Below are 14,460 nucleotides of genomic sequence, written 5' to 3'. Positions count from 1 at the left end.
TTCGCGGTGTTCGCGGTGGGCTCAGTGCTGGGTGCCGGCGGCCCAGAGGGTCTGATCGCCGGAACTCAGGATCGTGACGTTGCCGTCGTTCTGGATGACCAGCTTGGCGCCGGTGTGGCCGCCCGTCCGGGAGGACCACAGGGTGTGCTGGTAGGCGGACCGGACGACGAGTTCGCCGTCCGCCTTGAAGGTGGCGTAGTTGTTCTGCCCGGTGGTGTGCGACGACCAGCGGACGGTGCCGTTCTCGTCGGAGATGACGAGGTCACCACTGGCTCGCATGGTGATGCGCATCCGGTCGGAGTGCACCGACTCGCCGGCGCGCAGGGTCAACGTGGAGGTGATGACCTTGGTGCTCCACTGGGGGGCGGGGGCCGGGTCGGCGGCCTGGTCGGAGGAAGTGCCGGTGGCGGTGCCGGTGGTGGTGCCCGTGGCCTTGGTCGTGTCGGTCGCCGTGTCCGGGGTGCCGGTGTCCGAGGTGCCGGTGGCGGTGTCCGTGGTCTTGGTGTCGGTCGCCGTGTCCGAGGTCTTGACGGTGTCGGTCGCCGTGTCCGGGGTCTTGGCGGTGTCGGTCGCCGTGTCCGTGGTCTTGGCGGTGTCGGTCGCCGTGTCCGTGGCCTTGGCGGTGTCGGTCGCCGTGTCCGAGGCCGTGTCCGTGGCCCGCTGACGGGCCTCGGCCGTGGTCTCGTCCGTCGTCGTCCGGGTGCCCGCGGGCTTCTCGGTGGTGGCGGCGCCGGCACCGGCCGAGGCCGTCGCGGCCGCCCGTGCGGTGACGGGGGCGGTGCCGGTGGCGGGCTTCGCCGTGTTGCCGGTGTCGGGCTTCGCCTTGGTGCCCGTGTCGGACTTCACCGTGGTGCCGGTGGCGGGCTTGGCGGCGGCCATGACCGTCGTCTTCGCCGGGGTCCGAGTGCCGGTCGTCGAGGCGGGCGCGGACGCGCCACTGTCCTTGGCGGGGGTGTCCTTGGCGGGGGCGCCCTTCGCGGGGGCGCCCTTCGCGGGGGCGCCCTTCGCGGGGGCGGCGGCCGCCGGGGACACCGGCGTGCCGCCGGCGGCCGAGGTCAGGGCGTGTGCGCCCGGCCCGTGCTGTGCGGGCGTGACCACCGCGCCGGAGGCGGGCGTGCCGGCACCGGAGCCGTGCTCGGCCAGGACACCGGGCACCACCGGGGCGTCCGCCGCCGTCCGCGCGTCACCGGCCGCGGAGGTGCCGCCGGAGCCGTGCCAGGCTCTGGCGTCGGGGTCCAGCAGGTTGTCGGCGGACGGCGCCTCGCCGCCGGTGCCCGGCTCCTGGATGGGCAGTTGGCTGGGGTAGGCGTCGGGGCGCTGGTCGGCGCTGCCGCCCTCCGCGGCGATCGGGTCGGCCTTGCCGAGGCCCTCGTAGGTCGTCATGTGGTCCTTGGCGTGGGTCGCCAGGAACGGGGTGGCCGCGACGACCGCGCCGGCCACGGCGGCGGCGACCAGGAAGGGCCGTTCGGTGACCTTCGACGCCAGCCGGCCACCGCCGGGACGGCGCGGGGGTCCACCGGCCGTGGCCGTCGCGCCGCCCGCCACGGACTCCTGACCCGCTTCCTCGGTCCCCTGGGGACGCCATGCGGCCGGGTCGGGCTCCGGCTCGCTCTCCGCCGTACGGGACGCGGCCAGCACCGAGGAGAGGGACCGCAGCGTGCTCTCGTCCTGCCCGGTGCCCAGCGGGTCCGCCGGGGCGAGGGGGGTCATGCTCGCTCCGTCGGGCATGGGCAGCGCCGCGGCGCGGCGGACGCGCCGTCCGGTCTGGGCGGTGCCGGTCGTCGCTATCGGCTCGGCGGTGGACCTCGGCGTTCGGGGGGTCATGACGCTCCTGGTGGCGGGACGTGGACGTGAAGATCGGTCGGTACTGACTGCTGCTGAGGGGGTACGGCCCGCTAGGTGCTCGTCGTCGGGAACGGCACCGCTCGGGACGGTGTCTCCGGCGGATGGCCCTCCCCGGGGTGCGGGGCGGCGGGCAGGTCGAGCGCGGCCCGCAGGCGGTTGAGCAGAGCCGCGTCCAGGTGCGGGGAGGGGGTGTGTGCCTGCTGCGGCATCTCCTGGAGGAGACCGACGGTGGCCGGTCCGTGGCGGACGACGCCCAGGACCCGGAACCGGGACTCCCGGGCGAAGAGGATGTCCTGATTGTCGTCGTCGGCGCGGGTGCCGGTACGGCGGCCGGTGACCGACCAGATGAGGAGGTGATCGGCGGCCGGCCCCGGGTAGGTGCGTCCGACGGACACCCCGCGAACCGGAACGGCGCCTTCCCATTCCTCGCCCACCGCGTCCGGGGTGAGGCGCTGGACGAGTTCCCCGGCGGTGCTCATCACGGCGCCCCGGTAGGAGGGCAGGCGGCGCGTGCCGGACCGCAGGCACCGCAGCAGGGTCCGGCTCTGTTCGTCGCCGTCCGCCAGCGCGGCCCGCAGCCGTGCGTCGTCGACTGCCGTCATGTAGACGTGCACGGCGACGAGTTCGGCGATGGCGGCGTCGGACTGGTCACGCGGCTGCGTCTTGAACAGCCGCCCGGTGATCTCCGCCACGGCGGCGCGGTGCTGCTCCCAGAAGGGGCCCAGCTGGGCGCGGAGCTTCGCGTGGTCGGTGTCCGGCGTGCCGCGCTCCGCCGACGTGTCGGTACCGCGGGCGCGGCCGACCGCGCGCGGAACCGGATCGGGCCGGGAACCGGAAGCCGGGGGCACGGCGCCGTCCCCAGCCGCCCCCGACGCCGCGGCCTCGAAGCCTCCGCCCCGAGGCGCCGCAGGCCCGCCCGCGATGGACGCGGTCGTGTCCCCGCCGGGTGCCTCGGACCCGCTCGCCGCAGGCGAAAACGCCTCGCTCTCCCGCGTCACGGACCCGCCCACCAGGGACGCGGTCGCCTCCCCGCCGGGTGCCTCGGACCCGCTCGCCGCAGGCGAAAACGCCTCGCTCTCCCGCGTCACAGACCCGCCCACCAGGGACGCGGTCGCCTCCCCGCCGGGTGCCTCGGACCCGCTCACCGCAGGCGAAAACACCTCGCTCTCCCGCGTCACGGACCCGCCCACCAGGGAAGCGGCCACATTCCCGACCGTCGCCGCGGACCCGCTCGCCGCAGGCACGGACAGCGCGGACCCGCTCGCCGCAGGCACGGACAGCGCGGACCCGCTCGCCGCGGGCACGGGCGACGCGGGCACGGGCGACGCGGACACGGGCGACGCTGGCACGGGCGACGCGGACACGGGCGACGCTGGCACGGGCGACGCCTCGACGTCCCGTGTCGCGGCCTCGTCCGTCGACGGCACGGACGGTTTGCCCGTCGGTGTCCCGGACGGGCCGAGGGATGCCCGCTCGGCCGGTACGGGTGCCGGTACCGCGGAGGGGCCGGGAACGGAGGATGGACGGGCAGCCGCCGACGGCCGTACCCGTTCCCGCGGTCCGCCCGGTGCCTGCGCGGGAAGGGGCTCGGGAACGGGTGCCGGGTCGAGGTCCGCGGACCTGGTCTCGGTCACCAGCTCCCCGGCACCCGCCGGCACCTCCGGTCCCGGCTCGCGGTCCGGGAGATCGAATTCCGCCTCCGCCGCCTGCGCGGCCCCGGTCCGCCGCGCGGGCCTCCCCAGCGAAGGGAAGACCTCGGCGGCGGGCGGCTCGGCCTCCCCCGGTGCCTGTGGCATCAGGGAGAAGTTGTGCCGGATCGTCAGCCGCCGCAGGTTCTCCATGCCCTTGCTGCCGAGGACGCCGTGGACATGGACGACGGCCCGTTCCCGTACCTCTGGGCCGAGCTCGCCGAACAACCGGTCGAGTCCGGGCCAGAGCGAGTCGTCGATCGCCCGGCGCGGTGCGCCGAGTTCGATGGCGACGGCGTCCGGATCCGCCGTACGGGTCGCGGCGACGAGCGGGGGCTCGCCGCCGCGCGGGCCGGCCCACAGTCCGGCGGGGGTGAGCGCGACCTTCCAGGTCTGGTCGAACGGCAGGCCACGGGGGTCGGTGCCCTCCAGCAGCGCGGCGGGAGCCCGCCACTCGGTGACCCGGGCGCTCCCCTCCCGTCCTTCGGCCCCGGGCTCGCAGACGAACGCCTGCGCGAACGGCCGCCAGGTCGGCGTGCCGTCGGCGTCCACCATGTACAGCTCCGTCGAGGACTCGCCCGCGGCGTCGTCACCCGCGCCGTCGCCGTCGACCACCACCGGTACCCCGTTGGCCACCTGCACCCCGGTCCCGAGCAGGTCCGCCACGGCCTGGCCGGTCTCCAGCATGGAGCGGCCGTCCAGGGACACCAGCCGGATGTCCTTGCGCACGCGGCCCGGCAGCGCGGCGAGCATGGTCGCCAGTCCAGCGGCGGGCACGTTCGGCGCGTCGATCAGCAGATGGGGCCGGTCCGGGTCGGGCGCGACGGCGTACGGCAGGGTGTCCACGGCGGCGGAGGCGGCGCCCGCCGGACGGATCATCAGGCCGGCCGGGACCGGCTCCACGACATGACCGGGGACCGGGCTGTGCTCCAGCCGCCGCAGCGCGGACTCCCAGTCGGGGATCGGCAGCCGGCTGCCCACGGACCGTGGCACCTGGCCGACGGAGAAGTGCCACCAGCCGCCGGGCGCGTCCGGGAGGTCGGGCGAGAAGAGGGTGCCGTCCGGGACGACGACCGCGGGGCCCGCGGTCGCCAGTACGTCGAGTTCCCACCGTTCGCAGATGAGCCTGGCCGTGGAAGGGCGTCCCTCGGCTTCGTCGGCGCCCGCCGACATCACCAGCCGCAGCAGCCGTACGTCCTGCTCCTTGGACTCCTGCAACACCGGGGCGAGCCGTTCGCACAGTCCCTCGACACCCTCCTCACCGAGCGCCGCGCCGACCAGGACGACCGCTTCGTCGGGGCGAGCGGGGCCGAGCCACTCCGAGATGTCCGTGAGCCGCCCTGGCGGGGTGCCGCCCGAGTGCACCAGGTGAACGTGGTCGCGGGCACGCGAGACCGTCAGACGGGTGGCCGCGTGCCGGTCGGAGTGTCCGCCCCGCCGACCAGTGCCGCGCCGGATCATCGCACGCTCCTCACGAGGACGGCGGTCATCCGATCCTCACAGTCTTCTGGTCACATCCCGCTCAAGTGGCGTTGGCACGCTCCCGAAGCGGGAGGTGTCAGACACTGCGCGGGACTGCGCCGAGCCAGCACCGAACGGTAAACAGGTGTTTCGCGTACGGTCGCACGCGGCTGGGAAAGGCCCGTCCGCTGCCACACGTATCTCTTGTGCGCAGCTTACCCGCTGGCAATGGCCGGCGAACGAAGGTGTCCGGGTTGGGACACGATCGTCACATCTCCACCGAGCGGCCGACGTCGACTGACTAGCATGTCCTTGCGTCCCCGCCCAGCGGGACACCGCAGCCGCGAAGAAGGCCCGGTCGGCTTCCGCCCGTGCCCTTGCTCCCGCCCCGCCTCCGCCTGCCCCATGGCATGCCAACCGGTCACCAACGGCCAGGGAATTCGACGAACATGACCGACGACAGCCCCTCCCACCTGCGTCTTCCTCCCAGCGAGCGGGGAGGACGCACGCACCGGCCACGGCCCGGCACGCCCCGCCTGACGGTGCTGGCCCCGCTCCTCGGGGCGGCACTCACCGTGGTCCCCACGGTGAGTGCCGCGGCCGCGGACACGGCGCCCACACCTTCCGCGACAGCCTCGGCCGGACCGAAGCTGCCGTTGATACCCTCATCCTTCAGCTCCGACTCCGACACATGTACCAAGGCCTCACCGACACAGGTGAGTGCCGTGCCCTGGGCACAGCTGACTCTGAACCTGGCACAGGCCGGCCGTTACACCCAGGGCTCCGGCGTGCTGGTCGGCGTGGTGGACACGGGTGTGTCGCCCCAGGCCGCCGGTCTCACCGGACGTGTCCAGGCGAGCGGCGCCGCAGCGCAGGACTGTGTGGGGCACGGGACGTTCCTGGCGGGGGTGATCGCCGCGTCGGCCGTACCGGGCAGCGGGTTCACGGGGGTGGCGCCCCGGGCGCGTGTCATCGCCGAACGGGGCACGGACGAGCGGGGCAAGGCGAGCGCCGGCCAGGTCGCCCAGGGAATCGAGGCGGCCGTCGCGGCCGGCGCGCGGGTGGTGCTCGTCTCCGCCGCGCTGCCCGAGAGCACCCCTTCGCTCCGGACGGCCGTCGAGCACGCGGCGGCCAAGGACGTTCTGGTGGTGGCCCCGGCCGCGCCGGACACCGATCCCCGAAGCGCCACCGGACAGGCCTCCGCCCCGCCGCCTTCCTCGTACTGGCCGGCCTCCGCGAACGGGGTGCTGTCGGTGATGGACGTGGACATCACCGGGGACCGCCCCGACGGCGTACCCGAACCCGTGCACGCCGACCTCGCGGCGCCCGGCGACGGGATCACCGGCATCGGACCGAAGGGCACGGGCAACTACGTCTCCGGGGGCGCCTCCGTGGCAGCCGCCTTCGTGGCCGGCACCGCCGCCCTGGTGCGGGCCCACCTGCCGCATCTGACCGCGGCCCAGACCGCCGCCCGGCTCGAGGCGACCGCCTCGCACGCCTCGGTGCCGCTGCTGGACCCCGTCAGCGCGCTCAACTCGGTGCTGCCCACGGCCGCCCCGGCGCCCTCACCGAAGCAGGACGCCGTACACCTCGCGGACGCCGCGCCGAGGAGCGCCGCCGTTCCCCGGGCGTGGGCGGTGACCGGAGCATGCCTGCTGCTGGGCGTGCTGGCGATCGGCGCGATGACGCTGGCCCGGATCCGGGCCTCGCGCCGGGCAGCCGGAGGCGGGTCGGTCCGACGAGTCGGTGCGTGACAGTGCGTGGGGCGTGTGCCGTCCGGTCGTGGCGCGTTCCCCGCTGCTCATGACGCGCCGCAGGAGAGGTTCGCGACGGCCCGGTACGTGCCGGGCGTCGCGTCCCGGTCCGAGGCGGCCGTCGTCCACACAGACCGCCACGCACGTGCTGGACGCGGGCTCCGAGGCCCTCATCGCGGGCGGTGGTGGGGTCGCGCATACGGCCGGGTCGCCGGGCACCGGTCCCTGACGTGCGCCGCCCGGCCCGAGCTCGACGGCTTCGCCCCGGGGCCGGGCGAACACGAACGTGAGGGAGCGCGGCCGCGGGCCGGGCGTGCAACGACCGCACGACCCGGCCCGCGGTGACGACACGGGTGGGGGCCGGTCACCGGCCCGTGGACACCTCCGCCGGAACGTCGTCGAGGAAGGCGGTCTGGATCTGCGTCACGCTGCGGCGCGTGATGTAGCTGCCACGGCCGGCCGGCAGCAGACGCGGCTTGACGTTGCCGAACACATAACCCTCGGTGGGCGGGCAGGACATCAGCAGACCTGGCGAGTTGACCTCCAGCAGGCGCCGCACGAGCGGGTCGTTCAGTCCACGCATGGAGTTCGCCGCGGAGCGGGTGACGATCACGTGCAGGCCCACCTCGTAGCCCAGCGGCAGGTGCGGCAGCAGCGGGTCCAGCGGGCTGCGGCCCGGGGAGGCCACCAGGTCGTAGTCGTCGACGAGGACGAACAGCCGGGGCCCGACCCACCAGTCGGCCAGACGCATCCGGGCGGGTGTGATGTCCGCGCCGGGCGCCCGGGTCGTCATGGCCCGGGCCGCGCCCTGCACGTACTCGTCCAGCTGGTCCACCGACACCGCGTGCCCGAGCCGGTACTCCTCGGGCACCCATTCCACCAGTTCGCGACGGAAGTCGACCGCGAGAATGCGGGCTTCCGCCGGACTGAACCGGTCGGTGACCCCCTTCGCGATCAGCCGCAGCAGGTTCGTCTTGCCCGACTCGGTGTCGCCGAAGGCCACCAGGTGCGGTGTCTCGACGAAGTTGTGCCAGGCCGGGGCGAGCTCCGTCTCCTCGACACCCAGCGCGAACTGGAGCCGGCGTTCCGCGGGCGCGGGGGCGAGATCGCGGGCGCTGAGCATGGTCGGCAGCATCCGCACGGGCGGCGCCGCGGGACCCGGCCAGCCCTCGGCCACGGCCGCGACCAGGTCGGCGACGCCGTCGCTGAGATCGGCTGGGTCGTCGACGCCGTCGATGCGCGGCAGGGCGGTGAGGAAGTGGAGCTTCGAACCGACCGTCAGGCCGCGCCCGGGAAGGCGCGGGACGTTCTTGGAGAGCCGGACGTCGATCATGGAGTCGAGGGGGTCACCCATCCGCAGTTCCAGCTTCGTGGCCGACTGGTCGCGGACGGCGGCGGTCAGTTCCACCCAGCGGGTGGTGGTGGTCACCAGGTGGATGCCGTAGTTCAGGCCGTTCGTGGCGAACTGGCCGAGCAGCGGTACGACGTCCTGGAACTCCTGCCGTACCGTCTGCCATCCGTCGATCACCAGGAAGACGTCGCCGTGCCGCTCCTCGGGGAACTCGCCCGCCGCGCGGCGCCGGCGCAGCGTGGCCATCGAATCGATGCCGTGCTCCTGGAAGAACCGCTCCCGATGCGCGAGCAGCGTCGAGATCTCGGCTATCGTCCGCGCCACCCGTTCGCCGTCCAGTCGGCCCGCCACGCCGCCGACATGCGGCAGGCCGGACAGGGAGCTGAGCGAGCCACCGCCGAAGTCCAGGCAGTAGAACTGCACTTCGCGCGGCGTGTGGGTGAGGGCCAGCGCAGTGATCAGATCGCGCAGCAGGGTGGATTTGCCGCTCTGCGGACCGCCGCCGATGGACACATGGCCACCGGCACCGCCGAGGTCCACCATCAGCAGGTCGCGTATCTGCTCGAACGGCTTGTCCACGATGCCGAGCGGGACCCTCAGCTTGCCACGGCCCTCCCAGTCGGCGGTGGTGAGCCCCAGGTCGGGATCGGGGACCAGCGGCGGCAGCAGCGCGTCCAGGGTCGGCGGCGCGCCCAGCGGCGGCAGCCAGACCTCGTAGGCCGGCGGTCCGGCGTCACGGAGCCGTTCGATGGCCACGGCCATCAGGCTGGTGTCGTCCGCGTCGTCGCCCTCCGCCCCGGCGGCGGGCTCCGGTTCCGGCGCCGGTTCGTGACGCGCGTTCACCCAGTCGCCGGTCCACGGCATCACCTGATTGGCGATCTTCTCCTGAGCCAGCGCGCCGACCCGCTGCCGGTAGGCGCCCGACACATAGGCGGCGCGGAAGCGGGTGAGCGGCTCGACACCGCTCTTGAGGTAACCGGCACCCGGCTGGGAGGGCAGTTCGTAGGCGTCCGGCACCCCGAGCACACCCCGGCTCTCCATCGCGGAGAACGTCCGCAGACCGATCCGGTACGACAGGTGGCTCTCCAGCTGGTGCATGCGTCCCTCGTCGAGGCGCTGCGAGGCGAGCAGCAGGTGCACGCCGAGCGACCGGCCGAGCCGGCCGATGGCGACGAAGAGGTCCATGAACTCGCGGTGCGCCGACAGCAGTTCGCTGAACTCGTCGACGACGACGAGCAGGCTGGGCAGCGGCTCCAGCGGGACGCCCGAGGCACGTGCCTTCTCGTAGTCCAGCGCGGAGGTGTAGTTGCCGGCGGAGCGCAGCAGTTCCTGGCGCCGCTGCATCTCGCCGCGCAGGGCATCCTGCATGCGGTCGACCAGCGCCGCCTCGTCGGCCAGGTTGGTGATGACGGCCGAGGTGTGCGGCAGCGCGTCGAAGCCGAGGAAGGTGGCACCACCCTTGAAGTCGACGAGGACGAAGTTCAGCGTCTCGGACGAGTGGGCCAGGGCGAGTCCCAGGACCAGGGTGCGCAGCAGCTCGCTCTTGCCGGAGCCGGTGGCGCCGATGAGCATGCCGTGCGGGCCCATGCCGTCCTGCGCCGACTCCTTGATGTCGAGTTCGACCGGACGGCCGTCGGCGCCGACCGCGATGGGCACCCGCAGCCGCTTGTTCTGGGCGGCGCGGCGCTCCCAGTACTCCTGCGGGGAGAACCGGTACAGGTCGGTGATGCCGAGCAGGGTGGTGAGCTGGATGTCGGTGGACAGCGGTTGCGCGACCTCCGCCGTGGCTCCGGTACGCATCGGGGCGAGCTGGGCGGCGAGCGCCCTCGCGGCGGCCGGGCCGAGCCGGTCGGCACGGCCCAGCGGGATGGAGATCTCCTTGCGGTTGCGGTCGGTGCGGACGACCTTCACCTCGTCGTACGTCTCGGTCGCGGCGGCATCGCCGGCGTTCTCGGTCTCCTCCACCAGAAGCCGCAGCACGGTGCGACCGGGCTTCCAGGCCAGGGTGCCGGACACGTCCAGGACCACGGAGTTGCGGTAACCGGCGCGCTCGAAGCGGTGCCCGGAGGGCACCTGGCCGCCGTCCAGGACGACGACCAGGTACGGCTCGTCCTTGTGCGGCGAGGCGCCCGCCTCGAAGAGCGCGCGGTCGGTCAGCTCCTCGCCCAGCAGATCCTCAAGTTCCGCGACCGTGGAGGTGATCAGCCGGGCCGGTCCCGCGCCGTCGGTCTCCTGGGCGTGCAGCGCGTGCGGGAGCCATTTGGCCCACTCCCACTCGGCGCGGTTCTCCGGGGCCACGCAGAACGTGATCAGCAGGCTCTGCGGAGTGTGCAGCGTCGCGAGTTGCGCGAGCAGCGCCCGGACGGTCCCCAGCACCTTCTCCCGCTCGCCTCGGAACAGGATCCGGGACCACGCCCGCAGGAAGACGGCGATGGGCTGATCGGGCACGGTGGAGTAGGCGTTGATGAAGGAGCGCAGGGCGTGCGCGGTGAGCGGGTCGAGGTCCTCGACCGGCTTCTCCGCCTTGTTCACCAGCTGCATCGCGAGTCGCTGCTCACCGACCGCGACGCGTACCTCCGCGAAGTCGTCGTCGGTGGTGCGGCGTTCCCACAGCCGGGTCGTCTTCACGAACGATGACAGGGCGGTGGGCTCGGGATGCTTCCAGGCCAGCGCTCGCTGCTGTTCGACGACGGCCGCCCGGACCCTGTGCCGGACACCGCCGAGGTAGCGCAGGTAGTCCCGGCGTACGCCCTGCATCTTGTGCTTGCGCTCGGAGCCGGACTTCACCAGCTGCCCGACCAGCATCATGATCATCGACAGCAGCATCAGCCCGACCACCAGGTAGATGATCGGTCCCGTTCCACTGCCGATGCGTGTGTAGAGCAGCACCATGCCGACGGACATGCCCGCCATCGGGAGATAGGTGAGCATGTTGGCCGCGGAGGAGGGCGGCGCCTCGGCGAGCGTCGGTGGTTCCTGCAGCGTCAGCTCACCGTCCGGCAGCTCCGGGCCCCGGCGGCGGGCCGGCCTGCGGAAGAAAACCACACTCAACTGGCTCTCCTTCAATGTGCACAGGGAGGTTCGACAGGGCCCCGCCCGAGGGCGACAGGAAGATACGTGTGACCCCGGGGCTCCGGTGAAGAGACGCTTGTGGACATGAGAGTATCTGCTGCCAGGTGCTTCTGGCGAAGGCAGCGCAAGCCACGAACACCACGCTCCACCCGGCAGACCGGTGTCCGCGCCCGTGCGGACAAACGTTTTCGACCGTCTCGCCGTGCCACGTCGTGGTCCTCGGACCGCGACGTGGGACGGCCGTACAACTTCCTCCGGAAGGCTGTTGCCCCCATGAGCGATGGCTCGCTGAACGGCCTGTGCCGTCTCACGGTGCGCGCCCCTGACAAGGTGCTGGACCTCGCCGTCCCGGCTGACGTCCCGATCGCCGACCTGATGCCCGTGATCGTGGAGCATGCGGGCGAGGACCTGGCCGAACACGGCCTGGAACACGGCGGTTGGGTCCTGCAGCGTCTCGGCGGGCACCCTCTGGACACCGAGGGCACACCCGAGTCCCTCGACCTGCGCGAGGGCGAGACACTGGTGTTGCGCCCCCACACCGAGGCCCTTCCCCCGGTGCGCTACGACAGCCTGCTCGAAGCCGTGTCGGCGGTGGTTCAGGGCTTGCCGCACGCGTGGAGCCCGCAGGTCAGCCGGTGGGTGCTGCGTCTGGTCATGGCCTCGGCCCTGCTGGGCTGCCTGGCACTGCTCGTCGTGTCCGACGGCGACCCGGGCGACCGGGTGATCCTCGCGGCGGGCGCGGCCCTGCTCGCGCTGTCCGGGGCGGGTTCCGCCGCCCGGGTGCTGGACGACCCGCAAGGCGGCGTGCTGCTGGGCCTGTTCGGCGCGGCCTTCCTGGCGGAGTCCGGCCTGCTGCTGGTGGGCGGCGGACAGGCCGGGGGCGGCTCGGCCCGGACCGGGGGCGCCCAGCTGCTCGCCGCGGGTGCGGCGGGCACCGTCGGGCTGATCCTGGCCACCGCGATGGTCTCCGGCTACCCCGTGGTCTTCGCGTCCTGCGGGGTGCTGTCGCTGGCGGCGGTGCTCGGCGGCGCACTCATGGTGACGCTGGACGTCTCGGCCCACCAGGCCGCCGCCGCGGTCGCCTGCGCGGCCGTGCTCCTGGGCGCCTTCATTCCGATGATGTCCTTCTCGCTCTCCGGTCTGCGCCTGCCCCCGCTGCCCACCAACCCCGGCCAGCTCCAGGAGGGCATCGAGCCCCGCACCGAGGCCGACGTCGCCGACGGCGGCCGCGCGGTCGACCACTGGATGACCGGTCTGTACGGCGCGGTGGGCGTGGTCTGCCTCGCCGCCCTCACGGCCATGGCCCGCCGCCCCGGCTGGCCCGAGACGGTCACCGTGCTCGTCCTCGCCCTTCTGCTCGCCCTGCACGGCCGCAGCCTGGGGACGTCCTGGCAGCGGATCGCCCTGACCCTGCCGGCGGGCATCGGCACGGTGCTGCTGGTCTTCGAGCTCGCCGTCCGGCACGGCGAGAGAGGGCAATTGCTCGGCACCGCCACGCTGCTCCTGGGCGCGGCGCTCACCGCGGTCGTCTCCTGGACGGTGCCCGGACGACGGCTGCTGCCCTACTGGGGACGGGCGGGCGATCTGCTCCAGTCGGGTACCGCCCTCGCCCTGCTCCCCCTGGCCCTGTGGGTCCTCGACATCTACCAGCGCCTGCGCAGCATGTTCGGCTGAATCTGAGGAGGTGTCATCATGCAGTCCCGACGCGACCAGGTCGTGGCGCACCAGTTCCTGGTGTCCCGGCTGACCTCGGGCCTCCTGCGAGCGGACCCCGACGTGGTGGAGCCGCCCACCCGGCGGACCAACCGCGGAATGACCTACGGACTGGCCATCGCCGGCGTCGTATCCGCCGGGTTTCTGGTGTTCGGCCTGGTCAAGCCGGGCGGCAACACGACCTGGCAGAGCGGCAAGGCACTCATCGTCGAGAAGGAGACCGGCACCCGGTACGTCTATGACGGCCGGCTGCACACGGTGCTGAACTACCCCTCCGCGCGGCTGCTGCTGGGTGCCGACATGTCGACCGTGTCGGTGTCCGCCAATTCCCTCGGCTCGGCCCGGCACGGCACCGAGGTCGGCATACCCGGCGCTCCCGACTCGCTGCCCACCCAGGACAACCTCAACGCCCACCCCTGGCAGGTCTGCGCCGCCACCACCGCGACCGACTCCGGGGCGCACAAGCCGCTGACCGTGCTCGCCGTCGATGCCGAGCCGGACGGCTCGGGCGTACGGACGGACCAGGCCGTCCTGGTCGCGGGGCCGGACGGCGACACATATCTGCTGTGGCAGGACAACCGGTTCAAGGTGGCCGGCGGCAAGACGGCGCTGGCGGCGCTGGGTTACGGAGGCGTCAGCCCGACCACCGTGTCCGCCGCGTTCCTCGACGCCGTGCCCGCCGGCCCTGACCTCGCGGCTCCGCCGGTGACAGGGCTCGGCGGCAGCGGCCCGAAGCTGGACGGGCAGCCCACCCGTGTCGGCCAGGTGTTCACCGTCGAGACGCCCGGGTCCGCGAAGCGCTACTACGTGCTCGGTGAGGACGGTCTCACCCCGATCACCCCGACCCAGGCGGCGCTTGCCCTCAGCGACCCCGACACGAAGCAGAAGGCCTATCAGGGCGGGGCGCCCAAGGAGCTGGTCCTGTCGCCGCAGGCGCTCAGCGGCGCTCTGGCTCCCACCGGTTCGGCAACCGGCTCCGCCGTACGACAGGCCGGGGCACAGCTTCCGTCGGCGCCGCCCACGCTCCTGAGCGTGCCCGGCTCCGCCGGGGTGTGTGTCGGCCTGGACCCGCAGGGCACCAAGAGCATCAAGGTGACCCTGTCGCTGGTGCCGGCGAAGACGGTCATCGAGGAGGCCCTGCCGCCGCTGAAGGCGCTGGCACCCGCCTGTCTGCCGGTCGACGGCATCGCGGTGGCGCCGGGGAGCGGGAGCCTGGTGCACGCGCTGAGCAGCTCCGGAAACGGCACGGGCACCACCACGTACCTCGTGACGGACAACGGCGTCAAGTACCGTGTACCGACGGCCGACGCGGCCAAGGACCTGGGGTACGACCTGTCGGCGGCGGAGGGCCTGCCCGCCTCCCTGCTGAACATGCTGCCCACTGGCCCTGATCTGTCGCCCGAGGCGTCGGCAAGCGGTCGGGCGGCTGTCACCGGCACACCTGTGTGCGGATCCGGCAACAAGCAGGCACCGAAGACAGGCTCGTCGCCCACGAGTTAGTGTGAACCACGCAGGCACGTATCTCGTCCTCATGTGATGGCGAGGGTTACGGCATCACGAAACCTGTCGCCCGGCA

The 14,460-nt window shown here is 73.2% G+C and carries 6 protein-coding genes; 3 read left to right on the top strand and 3 right to left on the bottom strand.

Features of this window, described 5'->3' with window-relative positions:
• Positions 1-21 precede the first annotated feature (21 nt).
• Together OO52_RS52655 and OO52_RS46020 are read right to left on the bottom strand one after the other, a co-directional pair.
• On the bottom strand, positions 22-1,824 hold the full coding sequence (locus tag OO52_RS52655) for a hypothetical protein (protein ID WP_234339537.1): 1,803 nt from the start codon (positions 1,822-1,824) through the stop codon (positions 22-24).
• A gap of 71 nt (positions 1,825-1,895) precedes the next feature.
• Positions 1,896-4,994, bottom strand: a complete 3,099-nt coding sequence (locus OO52_RS46020; protein ID WP_051818414.1) for a hypothetical protein — start codon at positions 4,992-4,994, stop codon at positions 1,896-1,898.
• A gap of 725 nt (positions 4,995-5,719) precedes the next feature.
• Here OO52_RS46020 and OO52_RS15525 point away from each other — a divergent pair.
• Positions 5,720-6,748: a S8 family serine peptidase gene (locus tag OO52_RS15525; protein WP_234339535.1), complete on the top strand. Its 1,029-nt coding sequence runs from the start codon at positions 5,720-5,722 to the stop codon at positions 6,746-6,748.
• Between the two features lie 364 nt (positions 6,749-7,112).
• Here the strand turns inward: OO52_RS15525 and eccCa are convergent, their stop codons facing one another.
• Complete coding sequence (gene eccCa / locus OO52_RS15520; RefSeq protein WP_078876819.1) at positions 7,113-11,144, bottom strand: type VII secretion protein EccCa; 4,032 nt, start codon at positions 11,142-11,144, stop codon at positions 7,113-7,115.
• A 300-nt stretch (positions 11,145-11,444) separates the two neighbouring features.
• Here eccCa and eccD point away from each other — a divergent pair, with 300 nt between their 5' ends.
• Both eccD and eccB read left to right on the top strand, forming a co-directional pair.
• A complete protein-coding gene (gene eccD / locus OO52_RS15515) occupies positions 11,445-12,845 on the top strand; it encodes a type VII secretion integral membrane protein EccD (protein WP_030644410.1) in 1,401 nt (466 codons plus the stop codon).
• 18 nt (positions 12,846-12,863) lie between these two features.
• Positions 12,864-14,384, top strand: a complete 1,521-nt coding sequence (eccB, locus tag OO52_RS15510; RefSeq protein WP_030644408.1) for a type VII secretion protein EccB — start codon at positions 12,864-12,866, stop codon at positions 14,382-14,384.
• Positions 14,385-14,460 lie beyond the last annotated feature (76 nt).

The sequence above is a fragment of the Streptomyces flaveolus genome, assembly GCF_000716535.1.
Lineage (GTDB): Bacteria > Actinomycetota > Actinomycetes > Streptomycetales > Streptomycetaceae > Streptomyces > Streptomyces flaveolus_A.
The sequence above is the reverse complement of the archived record's forward strand: the minus strand, read 5'-3'. Positions and strand labels throughout refer to the sequence as shown.